Source organism: Desulfobacter sp. UBA2225, assembly GCF_002348205.1.
Lineage (GTDB): Bacteria > Desulfobacterota > Desulfobacteria > Desulfobacterales > Desulfobacteraceae > Desulfobacter > Desulfobacter postgatei.
The window spans coordinates 12727-33574 of sequence record NZ_DDYV01000035.1 but is presented as its reverse complement, the minus strand read 5'-3'; the positions used below and the strand labels follow the sequence as shown (position 1 = coordinate 33574).

Below are 20848 nucleotides of genomic sequence, written 5' to 3'. Positions count from 1 at the left end.
TCTGCCTTTCCGTTTAAGCGTTTTCCCGGGTATAATCTGCCAGCAATTCAAGTTTTTCCATAGCCGCGCCTGTTTCAATGGATTTTAATGCCATTTCAATCCCTTTTTTAATGGTGGGGACGGCATCTGCCGCTACAAGGCCGACGCCTGCATTGAGCAAGACAATATTCTGTTTCGGGCCCTTTCCCCCCGACAGAATGGCCCGGGTGATGGCGGCATTGTGTTTTGCATCGCCGCCCAAAAGATCTTTGGGGTCGGCATATTCGTCAAAATAGGTCAAGGGATCCACATCATAGGTTTTAATCATGCCGTCATTGAGTTCCGTTACCCGGGTCAGTGTTGTGGTGGTCATTTCATCCATGCCGTCATGGCCGTGAACCACAAAGGCCTTTTCCACACCCAGTAAATTTAATGCCTTTCCAAACATTTCAGTTAGTTCCGGTGCATATACCCCAAGGATTTGACATGAGGCGGCTGCCGGGTTGGTCAATGGTCCGAGCATGTTGAAAATGCTTCTGATCTTACACTCCGTACGGGCTTTCATGGCGTACTTCATGGATCCGTGGTACAGGGGCGCAAACATGAAACCAATGCCGATTTCGTTGATGGCCTCTTCCACAATTTCAGGGTCCACACTTAAATTAATTCCAAGTTCTTCAAGTACATCCGCAGATCCGCATTTGCTGGTGACTGACCGGTTGCCGTGTTTTGCCACGGTTATGCCCGCGCCTGCAATGACAAAGGCCGTTGTGGTGGAGATATTAAATGACCCCGAGGCGTCACCGCCTGTGCCGCAGGTGTCAATGACCTTTTTGGCAAGCGTCTGAAGACGAACCGCCTTGGTCCGCATGGCCCGGGCCGCACCTGCCAGTTCCTCAAATGTCTCCCCCTTTGTGGCAAGGGCTGCCATGAATGCCCCGATCTGGGCTTCGGTGGCCTGTCCTGAAAAAATGGTGTTCATCATGTCCGCCATCTGGTCTTGGCTGAGATCCTGTCCGCGTACTATGGTATTCAGGTACGTTGTAAAATCCACATCATGCTCCTTTGATAAAGTTTCTGATCAGCCGTTTTCCCACGGTGGTCATGAAAGATTCCGGATGGAACTGAACTCCCTGGGTGGGATGCTCTTTGTGTCTTATCCCCATGATTTCACCGTCCAGGGTTCTGGCCGTCACTTCCAGACAGTCGGGCAGGTCCGATTCCTGAACCGCCAGGGAGTGGTAACGCATCACATTAAAGGGCTTGTTGATGCCTGAAAAGATGTGTTTGCCGTCGGCTTCCACCACGGATGTTTTGCCGTGCATAATGGACTTGGCATGGATAATGGTGCCGCCAAAACTCTGGGCAATGGCCTGATGGCCTAAACACACCCCCAGTATGGGGATTGTCCCGGACAGTTTTTGAACAAGTTCAAGGCAGATGCCTGCATCCTCAGGCCTGCCCGGCCCCGGTGACAGAATAATTGCATCAAACCCTAAGCCGGCAAGCGCTTCCACACTGATTTTATCATTTCTGAAAACCTCTGCCTGTGCCCCTGTATGCAGCACATAATGCACCAGGTTAAAGGTAAAGGAATCATAGTTGTCTATTATTGCGGTTTTCATATCTTACTATCCTTTTGGGCTTTGTGACAGAGCAAGTTTCAATGCCATCTCAACACTTTTGGCCTTGTTGATACATTCGTTCAATTCGGATTCAGGGTCTGAGTCGTAGACAATGCCTGCCCCTGCCTGGACGGTCAACGTGTCGTTTTCCATGACAGCGGTGCGGATGGTAATGGCAAAATCCATGTTGCCGGTAAAGGAGATATACCCGGCAGCACCGCCATAAACACCCCTTTGTCTTTTTTCAAGCTTTGCTATGATCTCCATGGCCCTGATTTTGGGCGCACCGGACAAGGTGCCTGCCGGAAAGGTGGCCTTGAAAAGATCAAAGGCGTCACAATCCTCTTTTAAATCACAGGTGATATTAGAGACCAGGTGCATGACATGGGAATAGCGTTCAATGACCATGGTGTCCGTGACCTGGACCGTGCCGGCCTGGGCCACCCGGCCAAGATCATTTCGGCCCAGATCAATGAGCATGACATGTTCTGCCTTTTCCTTTTCATCATTGAGCAGATCATCGGCCAGGGCCCGGTCTTTTTGTTCACTGTTGCCCCTGGGCCTTGTGCCTGCAATGGGTCGAAGGGTTGCCACCCGGTTTTCAAGGCGAACCATGGTTTCAGGGGAAGATCCTGCAATGACCCGGTCCGTGAAGTTCATGAAAAACATGTATGGTGACGGGTTGATGTAGCGCTGGGCCCTGTAGATCAGTACGGGATCGACCGTTGTTTTGCATGAAAAGGGCTGGGAATATACCGCCTGGAAAATATCTCCCTCTACAATATGCGCCTTGATGGTTTTAACCCCTTCCATATACTCTTCGGCCGGTGTTTCCGGTGCAAGCTGTGTATCGACAACAGGGGCAGCCGTCCCGGGAACAAGCGGTTTTCCTAAATCCTTCACAAGCGTGTCAACGTTATCCCTTGCATTATCATAGACCGTGGCCGGATCATCTGTCTTGGACAGGTAACAGATATTCAGGCAGGTCAGGGTCTGTTTGATATTGTCAAAGATGATCATCTGCTCGGGAATAATAAAATGGCCGTACGGGGTGCCATCGGGCAGGGAAACATCAATATTTTCAAAAAAAGAGACCATCTCATAGGCAAAGTAGCCGGTGATACCGCTCCAGAATCGCGGCAAATGAGGGATATCGGCAGGGGTGAATCCTTTGATAACGTCCCTCATCACGCTTAAAGGATCATTGTTATGGGCGATTTTTTGGGTATCGTGGCGGGTTGTCACAAGCACATGGGTTTGAAAAATTTTAATGTGTCCAAATGCAGACACACCAAGAAAACTGTAACGGCCCCACCGTTCACCGCCTTCCACACTCTCTAAAAGGAAGCACGCTTTGTCTTTTTCATAGCATTTCTGTAGAATGGATACGGGTGTATCACTGTCTGCAAGTACCCTCGTGGCCACAGGTATGACATTGGCGGATTGAGCAAGTTTGATGAATTGGTCTTTATCCGGCAGTCTGTCTAATATCATTAAAAAATCCTCACAAAATATTTAAAATAAAAAAAGGCTGACATGGGTGTTGTCAGCCTTGGGCCCGCAACAGCCATGAAATTTAGTGAAAGCTGCTGCAGCGATATGTCACAAGAATCTAAAGCATCTTTGATAACCGGTGCAACAGCCATTGCCATATTGGCCAGGAATGCCAGCGCCACAAATTTAGTTTCTGGTGGGTTGCAAAAGTTTTCATAGGTGCCTTTACTCTATATACGTTTTTTAAAGGCCAAATTAAATGGTTTTAATAACGGTGTCAATAAAAATGTTTCTATTGGTAGAAACAAAATTTAAAATCTATAAATTAAGACCGGACAAAAATGAAAAAAAGCTGGCACTATTGGACACCGGCATTTATATATTGAATGGTTTAATTTCGATGCATCTTAAGTTTCATGATTTATGATATTGGTTCAGGACTGATTTAAATGCTTTTGATTTTTCCCCCTGTGGCAAAACCTTGTGAACCCCCGGCCGGCATTGCTCTTTTGTCTTCCGCATTAAAGGAAAATGGTATTGACTGCAAATGTGTTGATGCCAATGTGGACGGCTTTTTGTGGCTGATCAACTCTGTTGGCAAAGACAAGGCAACCGATTCCTGGACCCGTAGGGCTTTGAAAAACAGGGCAGCCGTTTTAAATGATCTTCGCAGCTCTGATCTTTACACCAATTTTGACCGATACCACCAGCGGGTCTATGACCTGAACCGGCTGGTGGCGGTATCCGTGGACCGGTCAAGATTTAGAATCAGCTTAAGTGATTATTCAGATAATCAGCTCTCTTCGGTGGACTCAAAGGCCCTGCTTGACAGTGCCGCATTATACCAGGAAAACCCCTTTTTCCCATATTTTGAAGAAAAACTTCGCCCCGTGATAGAAGGCTGGGATCATCCCTGGATCGGTATCTCCCTTTGCTATCTCAATCAGGCCCTGGTCAGCTTTGCCCTGGCCGGGTGGATCAGAGATAACTTCCCGGGTAAAATACTTGTCATGGGAGGAGGATTGATCTCTTCCTGGATGAGTCGTCCTGATTTTAACAACCCGTTTTCAAGCCTGGTTGATCACCTGGTTAAAGGGGAGGGCGAATCTCCTTTGCTCGCATTACTTGGTAAGCCCGGCATTGAGAAAAAACATTATGTGCCGGATTACGGGTTTGCCGATAACCATGATTACATTGCGCCGGCAAAAATTTTGCCTTTTCGGGGTTCCATCGGGTGTTACTGGCGCAAGTGCCGGTTCTGCCCTGAAAAGGCTGAAACACGTCCCTATTCAACCCAGCGGCCCGATCGGGTGCTTGGAGACCTTGACCTAATGACTCAAAACCACCATCCGGATGTTGTGCATTTTATAGACAATGCCGTAACGCCTGCGTTTCTGCGTACACTTTCCAGACGGACGTGTGCGTTTAAGTGGTACGGCTTTGTCCGGTTTGAAAAGGATTTTGCAGATCCTCTATTTTGCCGGGCGCTTAAGCAAAGCGGATGTGAAATGCTTAAACTCGGGCTTGAATCCGGTGATCAGAAGGTACTGGAGGATATGGGAAAGGGGACGGATCTTGAGCTTGTGTCAGCCACCCTTGCCAATCTTAAAGCTGCAGGCATTCTTACTTTTGTTTACTTGCTTTTCGGCACCCATTATGAAGATGAGGCTGCAGCTTACCGCACCCTGGATTATATCAAGACCCATAAATCCGATATTGACTATTTGAATCTGTCCGTGTTTAATTTACCTAAGTTCAGCGAAGATGCCCAGGGGCTTGTTACCCAAGAATTTTACCATGGAGATCTCTCTTTATATCTTAATTTTGAACACCCATTGGGCTGGACCCGCCGTAATGTGAAATCGTTTATTGATAAAGAGTTTAAAAAGCAGCTGGGAGTGGGATCCAGGTTTAGAAAAAATCCGGCTTTTTTTTCATCAAACCATGCCATGTTTTTTAATCATATAGAAGAATTTTAAAGGAATTTGTCATGATTAATGGCCATGTTCTATCCACCGGAAACGAGGTTCTGCTTGGTGATATTGTGGATACCAACAGCGCATTTTTATGCCGGCAGCTTAAACGTTCAGGTATAACCGTTATAAAAACAAGTGCAGTGCGCGATGATATGGCAGCCCTTGTACGGGAGATTCAAAGCATCGCATCTGCCGCAGATATCTGTGTGATGACAGGTGGTCTCGGACCGACACCCGATGATTTAACGGCTGCGGCCTTGGCTGAAGCTGCAGGGGTGAAAATTGAGTTGGATGCCGCAGCCCTGGAGTCCATGAAAAAGTATTTTGATAAACGCGGGTTCGATCTTACCCCCGCCAATGAAAAACAGGCCATGTTGCCCAAAGGCGCAAAGTTTCTCGAAAATCTTCATGGTACGGCTCCTGGGATTTCCATGACCATCAACAAGTGCCGTTTTTTTTGTATGCCCGGTGTCTCCCGGGAAATGGAGCGGATGTTTGATTTGAAAGTGAGACCCAAATTGTATGAAATGACCGGTCATGCCGGTGAAATTCAAATCATCCGCCTGATGCTGTTTGGCATGCCTGAATCCAGGGTTGGACAGATCCTTTCAGGTTTTGCGCTGCAGTTTCCAGAAATTCATTTGGGTTTCAGGGTCAGATTCCCCATGATTGAGGTGAAGTTGTCCCTGCTTAAAGAGGTGGTGTCCGATTCCGAAGAGGGTATGGATGGCGCCAGGCAGATGAAGCAGGCCAAACTATGGGTGATGGAACAGCTCGGATCTATAGTCATTTCAGACCAGGGGCTGACCCTGGCCCAGGAGGTGGGGCGGCTTTTGAAAAAGTGCGGGCAGACGCTCAGTGTGGCTGAATCCTGCACCGGCGGACTTGTGGCTCACCTGATCACGGATGTGCCCGGCGCCTCTGACTATTTTTTGTTTTCAGCCACCACCTATGCCAACTCCGCCAAAGAAACGATCCTTAACGTGTCCCGGGAAACCCTGGAAAAAAATGGGGCGGTGGATGAAACCACTGCCCTTGAAATGGCGATTGGCGTCAGAACAGCCGGCGGATCAGACTGGGCCGTGTCCACCACGGGCATTGCCGGCCCTTCCGGCGGGACCGAAGCCAAGCCTGTGGGAACCGTATGCATTGGGGTGGCCGGTCCGTCGGGGTCGCATTCCCAAAGGTTTCTGCTGGATCGCGGAGACCGTGAGCGCAACAAACAACTGTTTGCCGCCATGTCCCTTGAGATGTTGCGCAGGGAACTTGTGAAAAACTATTGAAGACTAAATATTATATACCTTTTTACAAACACAACGTGCTGAAGCACTGTTTTTTTTCCAAGCCCGAAGGCTTGGTTTTCCACACCTTAAGGGGGTTTTTATGAAAAAATTGATTGTCACGGGTGTTGTTATTGTTTTATCGGCCGCTCTTTTTTCATGCGCAACCATGCAGACGAATCAGGAGAGAGGAACGGCTGTGGGGGCAGGTACCGGCGCAGCCGTCGGCGCCATTCTAGGCCAGGTCATTGGCAGAGACACGAAATCCACACTTATCGGTGCTGGTATCGGTGCTGCCATCGGCGGGCTTACAGGTAATCAGGTCGGTAAATATATGGACCTGCAGGAACAAGAGTTGCGACATGCAGTTGGAGCTTCCGAATCGGCAAGTATAGAGCGTGAGCAGGATATTTTGAGGGCAACCTTTAAAGAAGACGCTTATTTTGATTATGACTCAACTCATTTGAAACCAGGGGCATATTCAGAACTGAGAAGGATTGCGGACATTTTAATCAAGTATCCCCATTCCCGCATTGAAGTAGCCGGGCACACTGACACCAAAGGTTCGGAAGAGTATAACCAAAGACTATCAGAACGAAGAGCTCAAGTTGTCGCAAACCAATTAATTGACAACGGCGTTTCAGCCCAAAGAATCATGGCCGTGGGTTATGGGGAGTCCCGGCCAATCTCTTCCAATGACGCAATGAATCGTCGCGTAGAAATCATTATTAAGCCGGTAGTGGAAGGCTCTTTTTAACTACATAAAAAACATTTCAGATGGACACTTTGTGGCTGATGTTATGATCAAGCCTATTTTTTAAATACAGATTTATACCAGGCAGTCATTTTTTTTTCAAAATCCTGCTGGTGTGCCCGGGTTGTCATCTGATGATTTCCGCCGTCATGAAGGACCATCTCTTTGGGGGCCTGCATGGCGGCGTAAATGCGTTCTGCATTTTCCACGGGGACTACCTCGTCAGCAGTGCCATGGAAAATCATGACATGGTGCAAGGCCTTTACCTTGTCTGAAAGGTCATACAAAAGGTTTTCCTTGAAAAAATCCAAACAAAGGGCAGGGCGCTTGTTATTGCCTGCCAGGGGAATCCTTGTTATGGTCCGGGTATTCACGGGGGACGCACACAAAACAGCGCCCTGAATACTGACGCCTGCACGTTCAAGATCCTGCCAGGCGCTGATACAGGTGGCACCACCCATACTGGAGCCAAACAGGGCAACCCGGTTTGATGTAACCCCCATGTTAAGAACATGATCCACTGCCGCACAAAAATCCCTTGTGCGGTTTTCAAGAGTGGTCTCCTTAAGGAAATTGCCCTGGCTGTCGCCGCATCCCCTGTGGTCAAAACGCAAAAAGGCTATCTTATTTGCAGGCAGAACCTTTGATAAAAGCACCTGTTTTGCAGAGGCTCTGCTGCCTTCAAGACCATGGGAACCGACAACAAGGGGGGGCATCGGCCTTTTGGGAAGGTGAAGGGTGCCTTTCAAGTTGAATCCATCAACTATAAAATTTATTTCTACGATTTTCATCTTGTCTTTATATTCATATCCTTGTATATTTATCGCCTTTTTCAACAATTAATGTAATCACAAGATATAGTATAAAATGCCTGTTAAAAAAAGCAAAACCTACGAACTTGACATTATTGACCTTGCCTTCGGGGGAAAGGGTCTGGCTAAACCCGATGGATTTCCGGTGTTTGTGGACCGGTGTATTCCAGGAGACCGGGTTTTTGTAAAGATTTTCAAAAAAAAGAAATCCTGGGCCGAAGGACGGCTCATCAATATTGTCAATCCTTCGCCCCTGCGCCAGGAAGCAAGATGCGAGTATAACCGGTTTTGCGGGGGGTGCAAATGGCAGCAACTGCCTTACGAACGCCAGCTTGAATACAAGAAGCGCCATGTTCTCGAGTCGCTGGCGCACATCGGGCGCTTGAAAGATGTGCGGGTGATGGATGTTGTGCCCTCGGATTATATCTATGAATACCGGAATAAAATGGAGTTTTCCTGCTCTTCCATGCGTTGGCTTCTGCCGGACGAGCTGTCTGATGACACCATTAAAAAGGGCTTTGGCATTGGATTGCATGTGCCCGGCACCTTTGACAAAGTGATTGACATTCATACCTGTCATATTATGCCGGCTCTTGGTAATGAAATTTTAGAAACCATCCGTGGCTTTGTGGCCGAATCCGGTCTTGACGCATATCATCTGCGCAACCACGAGGGCTTTTGGCGTTTTGTCATGCTAAGGCATTCCGTGGCCCGGGACCAGTGGATGGTCAATCTTGTGACCAGTGAAAAAAAGCCTGATATCATAGAAGCTTTAAGCAGGCTGCTTGCGGAAAAATTCAGTCAGATACGCTCCATTGTCAATAATGTTACAGATTCCCGATCAGGGGTCTCCACGGGTAAGGAAGAGATGCTTATTCATGGAGAAGATCATCTGATCGAACAGCTTGGTGAGTATCAGTTTAAAATTTCGGCAAACTCTTTTTTCCAGACAAACACCCGGGCCTGTGAAAAATTGTATACAAAAGTCAGTGAATATGCGGATCTTGACGGATCTCAAACGGTTCTGGATCTGTATTCAGGTACCGGGACCATTCCCATCTGGCTTTCCGGTCAGGCAAAAAAAATATACGGTATTGAAATTGTCCACTCTGCTGTGGTTGACGCACGGGAAAATGTAAGATTGAACGGCATCAATAACTGCACCTTTCTGGAAGGGGACATCAAGGATGTTTTTGGACAGGTCCCCGAAAAGCCGTATGTGATCATCATTGATCCGCCCAGGGTGGGTATGCACAAGGATGTGGTGGGACATGTGCTGGCCAATTCTCCCGGCAAAATCGTCTATGTCTCCTGCAATCCTGCAACCCTTGCCAGGGACCTTGAAATGCTCGCCTCACGTTACGCCGTAGTAGAAGTGACACCTGTGGATATGTTCCCCCATACCTATCATATTGAATCCGTGGCGTTGCTTGTGAGAAAAAGTTAGTGTTTAGGCCTTCTTACCCCATGGACAGAATGGCCTCTCCCAGGGCTTTGCCGCCGTCGTCGTTGCCATCTTCTTTAGGCTCATTGAACAAGCAGGTTAGAATAAGCATGTCATCATTCTTTTCAGTTGTGATTTTATATGGCTGTTTGTGAAAAAGGCGGATCATGCCTTTGTTATGTGGAGAAGTATAGGCGATCAATCCTTTAATACCGTTGTCAATGGCGCCTTGATTGAGTTTTTTCTGTAAGACGTTGGCAATTCCCATGCCCTGGTATTCTTTTGATACGGAATAAGCAACTTCGGCCATGTTAATGGTGGTGTTTCTAAAATACTCGCCCACGGCAATAATTTTTTCAAATCCCAGTTCGCCTATGGTCGCGACAATGGTCAGGTCATTGATATAATCAATTTCATAGGTGGTTTCAATTTGGTCATAGGCAAAACTTTTTTTCTCATGAAAAAATCTGGAAACAATATCCCCGCGATTCATGGTGTAATAGTGTTCCTGGATAAACCGTTCATCCGTCGGTTTTGCCGCTCTGAATGTAATGGGGATATCTTTTATAACAATGGTTTCCTCATATTTAAGCGGGTAGACGCCCTTAATGGCCTCTTTAAATTTGCGGTCACTGTCAATCAGGCCCATCTCCTTGCCTGCGGCAAACAGTTCATCCCTGAAATCCGGATGGGCAATGGATACCAGCGCCAGTACCCGTTCCTGAAGTGTTTTGCCAAAAAGATTCACCACCCCGTATTCTGTTGCCACAAACTGGACATCTCCCCTTGGAACCACCACAGCGTGTTCTGCTAAGCGGGGAACGATGCGGCTTTCTTGCCCGTTATCCATGGTAGCGGTCATCATAAGGATGGATTTTCCACCCTCTGACATAGCTGCTCCCCGGGTGAAGTCAAGCAGCCCATTTATCCCTGTGTAGTTGTTAAACGGCAGCGCATCGGCAGCCACCTGGCCGGTTAAATCAATGGCCATGGCCGTGTTCAGGGTAACCATTTTATTATGGCGACCGATGATGCCCGGGTTGTTGGTATAATCCGACGGGTAAAATTCAATGGAAGGGTTGTCGTCAAGGAAGTCATAGAGCAGTCTGGAGCCTACGGCTGCGCTGGCCACAAGTTTGCCGTTATTAAACCCTTTCTTCTTATTCGTGATTACCCTGATGGAAAAAAGATGCATGATTGCATCTGACAGGTATTGTGAATGAATTCCAATATCATTTTTATTTGATAATGCCAACATAACTGCCTCAGTGGTTAAACTAAGACTTGTCTGGATGGTTGAACCGTCTTCAATGAGACGTGAAATATGTTTGGCAATAATATTGTTCGACTCATGTTCAGGACGCGGCTGGATGGTTAAAAGCGGATCCTCATGTTCCACAATATAGTCAACATCATTAACATGGATAAAACTTCTGCCCAGGACCCGGGGCATTTGGGGGTTTATCTGGCATATGACAATATCAGCAGTTTCGCAGGCCGAAAGATTAATGTCCACGGAAATTCCAAGACTCATCCATCCAAAGTCATCGGGCGGAGAGGCCTGGATCAGCGCCGTATTCAACGGCATGAGCCCGGATTTGAACAGGTACGGAATCTGGGACAGGTTCGCAGGCGTAATAAATCTTTGATTTTTTTTGATAATGTTTGGCCCGCAGGATCCTAAATAAAAGGATCTGATATTGAACTGCTGGGAGTGGGGCTCATTAGCGATAAGCGTCAGTGGGCCGTTTTCAATGCTGAGCAGGCGCACGATTTCAAGATCGGTTAATCTTGCGGAAATAGCGGATAACTCTTTGACAAGGTGCAGGGGTTCAGCACAGGATGAGCCTATAAATACGCGTTGACCAGGCCGGATATGTTTCAGGGCCTCCTGGGCGCTGCAGCGTTTATCGATGTAGGAATCCGCCCAGTAAGTGGCTTTTTTCATGCTCACCCCCCCCCAATATTTATTGCCTGCTTGAAGACGGCTTTTATATTTCTTATTTAAAGGCAACTATGGTTTTACAAAAAAATGTAAAGACGGGGAATATTATATATAATAATTATACGATTGTGAATATTAAACTAAGCTTAAAGCCCACAATTTAAATAAGGACTGAATAACGGCTAAATTTGTTTGCAAAGCCTGTGGATGGTCTGGGCATGCCAATGCCCCCTGCCGGAAAATGTCGGAATACCTTTATCTCTTAAGTATTCAGCAATCGTGGCAAATGTGGCGCCCTGATCCCGCATCCTGTTTATGGTGGAGATGATGTCATCCTTGGTGTAATGGGTGCCCGAGGCATAGCTGGTTGTTGCTATTGGCATCTGATCCGGGCCTTGGATGTTTTCCATAAGCGTTTTCAAGGATTCAAAAAAATCAGCCATGGCATTTTGCTGGCGTATCTGTGATTCCATGATCATCTCACTGACCGCTGCTATACGGCCCATTTCTTTGACCAGTTGGATGGTGCTTTCGGCAATAACCGGGATTAGGTCCTCAATATCCTCTCTCCTTGCTTCTTTTTCCGGAATGGCACTTGACCGGTTAAAGGCGGAGGCTCTCCTGTCCTTTGGCGTACGCCGTTCTCCAGGTGTAAAGTAATTACTGTCCATGTTTTTTCTAACGGACGAGATTTCCTTTTTACCGGAATTTCTCAGATTTTTTAAAAAATCGTTCAATGATGTTTCCTCCGTATGGTTAAGATCCCGCAAAAATTCGCAATAGAAATTGCTAAGTATTTTGCTATGTGTCGGGAAATAGAACTTAACGTAAGAATACAGTTCAATAATACTGAGAGACTTGAGTAACGGTCCTGAATATTAAATGAATGAACTTCAGCCGGATTATCGAACATTACCTATTTAAGAGCAAAACAGCACAATATTAAATTTTTTAACACATGTTTATGAATAAAGTCAAAACTTTTTAATGAATTGACGAAAAAGGATGTGTGACGCGCGAACCAGCAATTGTTTGTCCGGCATCCGGCACGAAAGTATGCAGATGCCGGAGAAAGATTATGATGCTTTAGCGCGTTGTGCCTCAAGCCTGTAATTTATAATATCTTCAACTGTGAGCATTGTAAAACCGTTGTCTATGGCAAATTGTGCAGCTTTAGGGAGCCGGACCATGGTTCCGTCGGGGTTTGTAAGTTCACACAAAACCCCGTATGGGGGTAAACCAGCCAGGGTCATAAGATCAACTGTGGCCTCGGTATGGCCGGCGCGTTCAAGTACTCCGCCAGGTTTTGCCTGTAACGGAAAAATATGGCCGGGGCAATTAAGATCTTCCGGCACTGCATCATCGGCAATGGCTGCCTGTATGGTTGCTACCCGGTCCCGGGCAGAAACCCCTGTGGTGACACCTTTGGCCGCTTCAATAGAGACTGTGAATGCAGTCTGGTAAGGACTTGTGTTGTTTTTTACCATTGGAAAAAGGTTCAGGTGCGCAACCTTTGCCCGGGGAAGACACAGGCAGACTATGCCGCTGCATTCCCTGATCAGCATAGCCATCTGCTCTACTTTAAGGGTGTGTGCCCCAAAAATGAGATCCACTTCATTTTCCCGATTTTCATCGTCAGCCACCAATACGCCTGAGCCCCGGCGAAGGGATTCAAGACCGGCCTGTAACCGCTGCCGGGAATTTCCAAATTGTTTTAAGGGATTCTGATTCATGATTCAACTCCTTGGTAATCGTTATAAATTAATACATGAATCAGGGCGTGGGAATAAAAAGGCAAAATAACATCATCCATTGCCATACCGGTACTTGCCGACAAAAAGTGTCAGTAAGCTGTAGGCACAATGGTCTGGTGTCTTTTGCTTATTCTCTTCCATCCGGACTGTAACCGTCGGCTCTGGAGTTTCACCAGATCTGCTGACCTTTGCGTAAAAAGCTGCAAAGCGCTCGCGGGCTTTCCTGGAATTTGACCTCAAATTTCCAGGTTACCGCCGGTGGGGAATTTCACCCCGCCCTGAGAACGTTGGGGATACTACTCCGGTAGGGGGTTGATGTCAATCCCCAATACCCTGCACGGATGGCATCACGATACTTCACAAGAGTCCTGGGTCCATGGCCTGTCTTTTGAATGTTCTGTGCTTTTAATGCGTAAATCAGAATCCGTGAGTTAATCTCAGGAAAAAAGATTTATTTACCGGGTCCAACCCCGGTTCAAAGTCAAAGGTTTTGTTCAAGATTTTTATCTGGGCTGCTTTGTTGTATTTGTGGGCTGCGGTTATGGAGCCATAAATATTGCCTGAATAAAAGCCGGTCTCCACAAAGGTAATGACACCGCCAAGGGCGGGGTTGTCATGGTCGAAGGCCGTGTATGCGGCCCATATTAAGCCTGTGTTAAAGCAAAAACTGATAAAAGCGTCTTTATACCGTTCACAATAGAGCATGCCACCTCCCGGGATAATGGCCAAAATCCCTGCAAGGACAGGACTTTTTGTCGGTGCATGTACGGCATTGCCAATGGTTTCCAGTTGTTTTGCTACGTCGTATTTTCGCTGTTTTTCAGGACTGATCAGCATCAAATTTTTACGAGCATAGGCAAGTTCGTCTTTTTCCGGGGTAACGGTGTTCCGGATATGCATACGGGCAAGTTCCAGATAAATTCGGTCTTTTGTATCGGTATCCCGGGTCAGCTTTAAATAATTTTGCAGAACAATCTGGGCATACCCTGTGTTGCCCATGGCCTCAAAGGCTTGGCTCTGCATAAAGCAGGATTGCTGGACCCATGGGCTGTCTTTATCTTTGGACTGCCGAATTATTGTATCAAATCGTTTGGCTGCCTCGTAATACTGCCCCGAGTAAAACAGGGCGACGCCTATGGTATAATCTGCACGATCATGCCTGGGGTCTTGGGGAAAAAAATGGGTAAACCGTTTGAACTCCACCTGGGCTGCATTAAAATCTTTTTGTTCAAAAAGATTCAGGGCATAGTCAAACTGCATATCTGCCGTAATAAAAAGGCCGGGTTGATTATTTGGTATTGCATAGGCATATGGTGGATCAAGTATACCAAAAAATGCAAGGACGACCACGAATATCAGCAGATGCTTCATTTTTGCTGATCCGGATTCAAATTCGACATCCCTCCGGAACCTGAATGATACAATTTTTTCCCAGGTTGGCTGGTTTCAATGGCGGACGGTTTAGGTGAAAACCACCAGAAATCATTGGCACTGACCGGGTCAAATGTTAATTCGCGCCCATTGATCCTGACATGGGCAGACAGTTGGAGCTCGTCCCCACCGCATCTGAGGAGACGGTCGCAGGCCATGATCACGCCCAGGCCGATTCCGTGTTTCCGGATGACCTGGGCACAATACTGGGAGCAGTGCGGATACATGGCGCAACGGTTTCCGTCAATGCCGGATATGTGCGTTTGATAAAATTTAATTACGGGATTGGTTGTTGTGTCGTTGTTTTTGGTTGGGTCCTGGGCCCAAAGCACCTTAGGGAGTGAACTGAAAATAAAAATGCAGAAAAACAATCGAATTATGAATATTCTCAATTGAATATTGCAAGTGATACAAGGTGCATTATCGTTCAACATCATTGATGGTATGCGCGTTATTTTGTCCGCTAAAAACCAGTTCTTTGGGTTTTCCGCGTCTGAGGATGGAAATGTTAATATCTGAGCTGTCGTCAATGCTCTCATCAAAATCTTCAAGATCCTGAGGATCTTGTATCTCGATGTTGTCCACGGCCAGGATAATGTCGCCGTTTCGAAGACCTAAGCGCTGGGCCAAGGAGTCTTTCTTGATGCTGTAAATCATAACACCTGACGCTTCGCCGTTTTTGACATAGGGTCGGGTTTTGAACAATGGATTTGAGTTTGATACCGCATTTAACATATCCTCCACTTCTTTCTGGGCCGGCCTGTGATCCTGCGCGGGCCTGGGTCTGGAGGGTCTGTCGGCAGGACTGCCCTTTCGGTCAAGAAGAGGTGACGGATCCGCATTCACTTCAAGAATCTGATCCTTGCCGTTTACGGTTAAAATAACCTTGTTGCGTAATATCGATTTAATGGTGGCACCCTGGATTTTATCATTCACCCGGTATAGATCCTGCTGTTTTGTTTCAATATCCTGTATTACAGCCCAGCCTTCTTGTTTTTTATGACCTGTTACCGTACCCCAAAGCGTCAGTTCCAGGCTGGTCTTTTCAAGATAAAGGTTCATGGGTTCAGAAGCTTTATTCTTTTCACCGTCTACCTCTACCTTGAAAAGATTTCGCTGGGTAACCTTTTCTATGACGTTATTTACTTTCACAGGTTCGAAGCGATTAGATTTGGATTGTGGCCGGGTCTGGTCACTCTTTGGGTTACTTGATGATATTTGTACCCCTGGTGTATCAGTAATCGGACTGATCAGGGCATATACCTGAAATGCCACCAGGATGGTTAACCCTATTAAAATTGCAGAAAATATTGGCTTCATTTTTTGTCAGTGAATATTCATCGCCGTCGTTTGACTCGTCTGACCAGCTTTTTCTTTTTTGGGGGAGGCTCTGTGGGCGCTGCATTTGCGGCCATATGCTGAGCGGGGGGCAGCAGGTTGTTCTGGGAATAGGTGCATGAAGCCCTGGGACATTTAAGTCCCGGGGTGTCTGACGATGTGATGACTTCGGTTAAATAAGGATTTTTGCACAATGGACATTCAAAATGATAGGGTTTATCCCAGGATACAAACCGGCAATCCTTCTGGTTGCAGGAGTAAAAAACCTTTCCTTTGTCCGTGGTCTTTTCTTCAACGCTGCCGTTACGGCATAAAGGACAAGGCATGGAGAGGGTTTGCTCAAAGGCGGCGATCCTGGATTCGATATCATCTTGGTTTTTTGCCTTTTCTGATTGTACGGCTGCCAGTTTTTTTACTTCAGCTTCCTTTTTTGCCTCTTCCTCCCTGCGTTTTAATTTTTCTTCAAGCGTTATAAGTCTGGCTTCTCTTTCAGCCATTTCCTGTTCCCTTGCCACAAGGGCTTCGGCTTTTTCCTGGGCTTCAAGGGCTCTGGCTCTGGCTTCTTCCGCAGCTTTTTGCTTTTCTTCAATAACTTTAAGCTGTTCTGCAAGCTTTTGTGCTGTAACTTCGACTTGTTTTATTTTTTCCTCTTTTTCCGCTAACTCTTTTGCCAGTTCTGCGGCTTTTAAGGCTGCCTTTTTATCTTCCCTGGCTTTTTGTTTTTCAGCCTCAACCTCTTCATGAGTCGGCTCTTTGTCAAAAAGATTTTTAATTTTGACCTTTTCATGGTACCCGTCGGTACGTTGTTTCCTGGTTTTCATGAGTTGGGACAACTTGTTGAGCTTTTCTCTCTTTAACCGGGCTGAAATTTGTTTCGACTGTACAGTGACTGCCTTGTGAATTCCTTTGACCATTTCTGTTGCCCGTTCCTGTGCACAGTCCTTTGTCACCGAAACGCCACGGGTTTTAAGCGTTTTTTCAAAACTTTGTTTTGCAAGGTCAAGGCTTTTTCGGCCGGAATTGACCTCTTCATTGATTTGAAGGATAAAAGCAATCAGATTAAGGCCCTGCATGCCTGGAAACATGGAGTCTAAAAAACCGACCATCATAAACGCAGGCATTTCTGATTTCAGTTCACCATTGGGAAGTGTTGTGATGTAGCCGGATCCCAGGACAGTTGATATGGCATTGTCAAGGTAATCGTCCTGGTCAAGTCCGATATCCACCAGTTCAGACGTAAAGGTTTTGCGGTTGAAACGTTCGGGCGGCGAGTCTGCATACTCTTTAATCTCACGTTCCCGATCCACGCAGATGACGATACAGGATATAGTGGCAAGATTGAAAGACATCAGCGCCATATTGGAATCTACATCAATAAAAGCGGTGATCTCCTTGGCTAGAATTTCATCCAACTGTTTCCTGACAGACTCCCGCTTGGTGCTGCTGCCCTCCGCCATATTCACACTCCCTTACGCTTTATTATTAATTTCAGAGATTAAATCAGCGATTTCAATAGCCATCCCCCGTTCTTTTTTTTTCTCCGCCTCGCCACTATGCGTTTGTTCCGTTGACGAATTTTGAATTTCCATATCTTCGTTGTTTTCAAACATCTCATCTTCCCTGGCGGTTGACATGGATAAGCACTCTCCACCACGGTTAAAAATTACCGAAAGGGGAACCTTGATTTCAAAATCAAATTTGTAAGCGATTTCGTTGTTGTAAACGATAAGATTTCCATCCTTGTACTCGATGTCATCCTGAACCTCAAAATTATGTTTGTCAAGCAGCAGCTGCTCGATGACATCCCAGTCAAGTTCGGCATTTATGGTGTCAATAAATTCTTTTTCACTTTCCTGGATGGATTCTGGATTGGTCAATTTCAATGGGGGTCTCCTCATTTTAAATTGAATGCACAGATAATCTCACGGGCTATCCCAAGATAAGCCTGGGAAGCCTGTGCTTTAATGTCGTACAGAGACAAAGGTCCAAGAGAGGGCGGTTTCTTGTCAAGCATTTCATCGTCAGGGATCATGGTTTTATATATCAGGGGACGAATTTTTTCAAACACTTCGGGAACCGCTCGATTTTGCATCTGTTTTTCACTATTGCATCTGTTGAACAGTATACCTGCAATGCCTAACGGCGTATTGTGGGATTGGCGTATGTACCGGACAATTCTGATCAGTGAGTGAAAATCACTGACCCAATCTTCATCCGGGATGACCACTGCGGCAAGCCAGTCTGCGGCCGTCAAAGCCGCGATACTCAGATATCCGCAGGATGACGGGGCATCAAGAATAACTATGTCGTAGTCGTGCTTGATTTCATCAATAATCAGACGAAGAAGCTTTTCATTGTCTATACGCCTGGTAAGTTTACGGGAAATGGAAAAAAGTCCGAAACCCGCCGGCAGGATATCCAATCCGTCAATATCGGTTCCGGATACGGCATCAGGAACACCTATTCTGGCGGCCAGCACCTGTGCAAGGTCATGATCATTTTCTTTTGAATCAAGTTTGCGCCACTGGGACGCACGTGCCTGGGGGTCGCAATCAACCAGCAGTACTTTTTTCCCATAAAGTGCCAGAGATGCGGATAGATTAAGGGCAGTTACGCTCTTTCCTGTGCCGCCCTTCAGCCCTGAAATAGTTAATACATTTCTCATTTTTTTTATCTCTTTAGCACGCTCATAAAAAAAATATCAACGCCAAATGTTATAGTATCAAGGCGTTCATCTTCGTTCAACAGGGGACTTGTTTTTTTTATTTTTGCCTCAAGATCAAGATTTTTGTACAGTTGAAATATATAAGATCTTATATCATAATATCTGTGCTAAAAGCACGTGGAAACCTGTAGTTATGCAAAAAATATATCCTTCCGGATTCGGATGCCTTTAATCCATTATCTAATTAAAGTTTTTAAAGATCGTTTAAAAAGGAGCCTTTTAAGCTTTGGCCAATGTATCCATCACCCTGTCCGGCATTGCCGAGGTCATAGAAAATCTTAACTACCGCCAGGGATCTGTCAAGGATAAGGCTGTTCGAGCCATCTTTGCCTATTATGTTTCCGAAGATAGTGTCCAGGCGCTTTCGTCTATCGACGGGGATAGTATTATCCGTCAGATCTGGGAGGTCGGGGATGATTATGCAAAGATAAAATTCAAAAGAAGAAATTTTTCCAGTCTTAAATCCTCCATCAATGCCGACTTGAAAAAATTGTCCCAAAACGGTCTTAACCCTGAAGACATAAGGCTGACCGAGTCAAATGTTTTTGATATGACAGAGGATGCTAAAAACAGTCTTCTGCAGTCTTTCAGTGATGCTGTAAAAACAGATGGTTTTGATCTTACCAAAACGGCCGATCTCCTTCACACCGTGGCTGAGTTTTTGAATAAAATTGAGTCTCCTGATGCCGACAATGAGACAACGGATATCATACAAAAGATTAAAAAGGTGTTGGCGCGGCTTGGTTCCGGAATCTTTGATGACCAGGATGGGGCAGGCGGTGATGGTGATGTCCTCCTCGAAAATGACGTTGAAATTGAGCAAATTGATGAAGATGCTGAAATTGAAGAGATTGATGGTGAAGAACTTGAGGAAATAGAGGAGATCGATGAGAATACCGACATTGAGGAGATTGAAATTGATGAAGATGAAGAACTTGAAGAGTTAGACCAGGAGCTTCTTGATGGCGATATTGAAGAGATTGATGATGATGTTGAAATAGAAGAACTCGATGATGACGAACTTGAAGAGGTCGAAGAGATAGATGAAGATCAACCAATTAAGGCGGTCGAAGTCGATGAAGGTGAGGTGCTTGAAGAGGTAGATGAAGACCTTATTAATGGAGATATTGAAGAGATTGATGGTGATGTTCAAGTAGAAGCGCTTGATGACGACGAACTTGAAGAAGTAGAGGATATAGATGAAGACCAAAAGATCGAAGATATCGAACTTGACGACGATGAAGACCTTGAAGAGTTGGAAGAGGTTGACGAGGATACCCAAATAGAAGATGTTGAGCTGGATGATGATGAATCCCTTGAAGAAATAGAAGACATTGAGCTTGACGAAGATCAGGAGTTGGAAGAAGTTGATTTAGATGAGGATGAGGACTTAGAAGAGCTTGACGAACTTGATGAAGAAGAGATTAAAGTCCTTGAAGAATATAGAAATGCCCGAGAGCGTGCTGAACAGTTTGACGATTTTTTGGGAGAGCGTGAAAAAAAATTCAATGCGTATATCACTATCCCCGCAGGGACCTATACCATTGGCACGGAAAAAACATTGAAATCCAGCCTGGCATTACAGCCTTTTGACATGCCCAGGGTGTATATCGGCAAATATCCGGTGACCAATGCTTTATTTGAAATTTTTATTGAACAGACCGGGTATGTCACCACAGCTGAAAGAAAAGGGATTGGAACCGTTTACCACTCCCGGTATAAAAAACAGGGCGAAAAAGTGATTTGGAGCAAACAGGCCGGATCTTCCATTGTTAAAGGGGCCTGCTGGCACCAACCCCTGGGCCCCGGCTCAACCCTTTACGGCAAAAGAAACCATCCCGTGGTTCAAATCAGTGTGGATGATGCCTTTGCCTATGCCTCCTGGATCGGCAGGCGGCTGCCCACAGAAGCCGAGTGGGAGGCTGCCGCCCGCACGGACATGGCTTTAAAATACCCCTGGGGCAATCAGTTTGATCCGGATGCATTGAACATTGAATCTTCAGGGCTTGCAGACACAAGCCCCGTGGATAACTATGACCATGCTGCCAATGTGTTCGGCATGGCAGATATGCTGGGCAATGTAATGGAATGGACCGCCGACACCCAGCCGCCCCCGTTTGCTACCAGCAAGACTAAGTTTTTTAATGTGGCCAAAGGCGGGGCATGGAATGCAAAGGACACAGTCACCATAAGTTCCCGGGGGTTGTTCCCTTGTGACACCACCGCCAACATCATCGGAGTTCGATGCCTTTCCGAGATATTTCAGTAGCAGCCACGGGATAGTCCGGGCT

Annotated in this window: 18 protein-coding genes and 1 riboswitch; of the genes, 5 read left to right on the top strand and 13 right to left on the bottom strand. The window is 46.3% G+C overall.

Annotated features, from left to right (window positions below):
- Nucleotides 1–13: 13 nt before the first annotated feature.
- The 3 genes from trpD to B3D59_RS01960 are packed head-to-tail and all read right to left on the bottom strand — an operon-like array spanning nucleotide 14 to nucleotide 3098.
- Nucleotides 14–1033, bottom strand: a complete 1020-nt coding sequence (trpD, locus tag B3D59_RS01970) for an anthranilate phosphoribosyltransferase (RefSeq protein ID WP_286817401.1) — start codon at nucleotides 1031–1033, stop codon at nucleotides 14–16.
- Nucleotide 1034: 1 nt separating this feature from the next.
- Nucleotides 1035–1604, bottom strand: a complete 570-nt coding sequence (locus B3D59_RS01965) for an anthranilate synthase component II (RefSeq protein WP_286817400.1) — start codon at nucleotides 1602–1604, stop codon at nucleotides 1035–1037.
- A gap of 6 nt (nucleotides 1605–1610) precedes the next feature.
- The gene (locus B3D59_RS01960; RefSeq protein ID WP_286817399.1) at nucleotides 1611–3098 is read right to left on the bottom strand and encodes an anthranilate synthase component I family protein; all 1488 of its coding nucleotides are present in this window, start codon (nucleotides 3096–3098) and stop codon (nucleotides 1611–1613) included.
- Between the two features lie 449 nt (nucleotides 3099–3547).
- Here B3D59_RS01960 and B3D59_RS01955 point away from each other — a divergent pair, with 449 nt between their 5' ends.
- From B3D59_RS01955 to B3D59_RS01945, 3 genes are all read left to right on the top strand, one after another.
- Nucleotides 3548–5077 carry a B12-binding domain-containing radical SAM protein gene (locus B3D59_RS01955; RefSeq protein WP_286817398.1) on the top strand — a complete coding sequence of 510 codons (1530 nt, stop codon included), beginning with the start codon at nucleotides 3548–3550 and terminating at the stop codon, nucleotides 5075–5077.
- A gap of 11 nt (nucleotides 5078–5088) precedes the next feature.
- A complete protein-coding gene (locus tag B3D59_RS01950; RefSeq protein WP_286817397.1) occupies nucleotides 5089–6357 on the top strand; it encodes a CinA family nicotinamide mononucleotide deamidase-related protein in 1269 nt (422 codons plus the stop codon).
- Between the two features lie 100 nt (nucleotides 6358–6457).
- Nucleotides 6458–7111: an OmpA family protein gene (locus B3D59_RS01945; protein ID WP_286817396.1), complete on the top strand. Its 654-nt coding sequence runs from the start codon at nucleotides 6458–6460 to the stop codon at nucleotides 7109–7111.
- A gap of 53 nt (nucleotides 7112–7164) precedes the next feature.
- Here the strand turns inward: B3D59_RS01945 and B3D59_RS01940 are convergent, their stop codons facing one another.
- A complete protein-coding gene (locus tag B3D59_RS01940) occupies nucleotides 7165–7899 on the bottom strand; it encodes an alpha/beta hydrolase (protein ID WP_286817395.1) in 735 nt (244 codons plus the stop codon).
- Between the two features lie 76 nt (nucleotides 7900–7975).
- Between B3D59_RS01940 and rlmD the strand changes: the two genes are divergently transcribed.
- Nucleotides 7976–9367: a 23S rRNA (uracil(1939)-C(5))-methyltransferase RlmD gene (gene rlmD, locus B3D59_RS01935; protein WP_286817394.1), complete on the top strand. Its 1392-nt coding sequence runs from the start codon at nucleotides 7976–7978 to the stop codon at nucleotides 9365–9367.
- 13 nt (nucleotides 9368–9380) lie between these two features.
- Here rlmD and B3D59_RS01930 read toward each other — a convergent pair whose 3' ends face one another.
- The 9 genes from B3D59_RS01930 to B3D59_RS01890 all read right to left on the bottom strand — a co-directional run bounded on the left by B3D59_RS01930 (nucleotide 9381) and on the right by B3D59_RS01890 (nucleotide 18497).
- The gene (locus B3D59_RS01930) at nucleotides 9381–11312 is read right to left on the bottom strand and encodes a bifunctional acetyl-CoA hydrolase/transferase family protein/GNAT family N-acetyltransferase (protein ID WP_286817393.1); all 1932 of its coding nucleotides are present in this window, start codon (nucleotides 11310–11312) and stop codon (nucleotides 9381–9383) included.
- Between the two features lie 179 nt (nucleotides 11313–11491).
- Nucleotides 11492–12046, bottom strand: a complete 555-nt coding sequence (locus B3D59_RS01925; protein ID WP_286817392.1) for a hypothetical protein — start codon at nucleotides 12044–12046, stop codon at nucleotides 11492–11494.
- A gap of 339 nt (nucleotides 12047–12385) precedes the next feature.
- On the bottom strand, nucleotides 12386–13042 hold the full coding sequence (gene ribB / locus B3D59_RS01920) for a 3,4-dihydroxy-2-butanone-4-phosphate synthase (RefSeq protein ID WP_286817391.1): 657 nt from the start codon (nucleotides 13040–13042) through the stop codon (nucleotides 12386–12388).
- Between the two features lie 146 nt (nucleotides 13043–13188).
- A riboswitch (FMN riboswitch) is annotated at nucleotides 13189–13353 on the bottom strand.
- Nucleotides 13354–13480: 127 nt separating this feature from the next.
- Nucleotides 13481–14434: a tetratricopeptide repeat protein gene (locus B3D59_RS01915; protein ID WP_286817390.1), complete on the bottom strand. Its 954-nt coding sequence runs from the start codon at nucleotides 14432–14434 to the stop codon at nucleotides 13481–13483.
- The gene (gene yidD / locus B3D59_RS01910; protein WP_286817409.1) at nucleotides 14431–14928 is read right to left on the bottom strand and encodes a membrane protein insertion efficiency factor YidD; all 498 of its coding nucleotides are present in this window, start codon (nucleotides 14926–14928) and stop codon (nucleotides 14431–14433) included. Before yidD ends, B3D59_RS01915 begins: the two co-directional genes overlap by 4 nt.
- Complete coding sequence (locus B3D59_RS01905; RefSeq protein WP_286817389.1) at nucleotides 14915–15769, bottom strand: type II secretion system protein N; 855 nt, start codon at nucleotides 15767–15769, stop codon at nucleotides 14915–14917. Before B3D59_RS01905 ends, yidD begins: the two co-directional genes overlap by 14 nt.
- A gap of 62 nt (nucleotides 15770–15831) precedes the next feature.
- The gene (locus B3D59_RS01900) at nucleotides 15832–17289 is read right to left on the bottom strand and encodes a DNA topoisomerase I (protein ID WP_286817388.1); all 1458 of its coding nucleotides are present in this window, start codon (nucleotides 17287–17289) and stop codon (nucleotides 15832–15834) included.
- A gap of 12 nt (nucleotides 17290–17301) precedes the next feature.
- Nucleotides 17302–17715, bottom strand: a complete 414-nt coding sequence (locus tag B3D59_RS01895) for a hypothetical protein (protein WP_286817387.1) — start codon at nucleotides 17713–17715, stop codon at nucleotides 17302–17304.
- Between the two features lie 11 nt (nucleotides 17716–17726).
- The gene (locus tag B3D59_RS01890) at nucleotides 17727–18497 is read right to left on the bottom strand and encodes a ParA family protein (RefSeq protein WP_276999390.1); all 771 of its coding nucleotides are present in this window, start codon (nucleotides 18495–18497) and stop codon (nucleotides 17727–17729) included.
- Between the two features lie 286 nt (nucleotides 18498–18783).
- On the opposite strand from B3D59_RS01890, the gene B3D59_RS01885 reads away from it, so the two are divergent.
- Entirely contained in the window at nucleotides 18784–20826 is a 2043-nt protein-coding gene (locus B3D59_RS01885; protein WP_286817386.1) for an SUMF1/EgtB/PvdO family nonheme iron enzyme, read from the top strand.
- Nucleotides 20827–20848 lie beyond the last annotated feature (22 nt).

Coding starts and splice junctions, on each gene's coding strand:
- B3D59_RS01965 (WP_286817400.1), bottom strand. CDS start 1,604: ATGAAAACCGCAATAATAGACAACTATGATTCCTTTACCTTTAACCTG.
- B3D59_RS01960 (WP_286817399.1), bottom strand. CDS start 3,098: ATGATATTAGACAGACTGCCGGATAAAGACCAATTCATCAAACTTGCT.
- B3D59_RS01955 (WP_286817398.1), top strand. CDS start 3,548: ATGCTTTTGATTTTTCCCCCTGTGGCAAAACCTTGTGAACCCCCGGCC.
- B3D59_RS01950 (WP_286817397.1), top strand. CDS start 5,089: ATGATTAATGGCCATGTTCTATCCACCGGAAACGAGGTTCTGCTTGGT.
- B3D59_RS01945 (WP_286817396.1), top strand. CDS start 6,458: ATGAAAAAATTGATTGTCACGGGTGTTGTTATTGTTTTATCGGCCGCT.
- B3D59_RS01940 (WP_286817395.1), bottom strand. CDS start 7,899: ATGAAAATCGTAGAAATAAATTTTATAGTTGATGGATTCAACTTGAAA.
- rlmD (WP_286817394.1), top strand. CDS start 7,976: ATGCCTGTTAAAAAAAGCAAAACCTACGAACTTGACATTATTGACCTT.
- B3D59_RS01930 (WP_286817393.1), bottom strand. CDS start 11,312: ATGAAAAAAGCCACTTACTGGGCGGATTCCTACATCGATAAACGCTGC.
- ribB (WP_286817391.1), bottom strand. CDS start 13,042: ATGAATCAGAATCCCTTAAAACAATTTGGAAATTCCCGGCAGCGGTTA.
- B3D59_RS01915 (WP_286817390.1), bottom strand. CDS start 14,434: ATGAAGCATCTGCTGATATTCGTGGTCGTCCTTGCATTTTTTGGTATA.
- yidD (WP_286817409.1), bottom strand. CDS start 14,928: ATGTTGAACGATAATGCACCTTGTATCACTTGCAATATTCAATTGAGA.
- B3D59_RS01900 (WP_286817388.1), bottom strand. CDS start 17,289: ATGGCGGAGGGCAGCAGCACCAAGCGGGAGTCTGTCAGGAAACAGTTG.
- B3D59_RS01890 (WP_276999390.1), bottom strand. CDS start 18,497: ATGAGAAATGTATTAACTATTTCAGGGCTGAAGGGCGGCACAGGAAAG.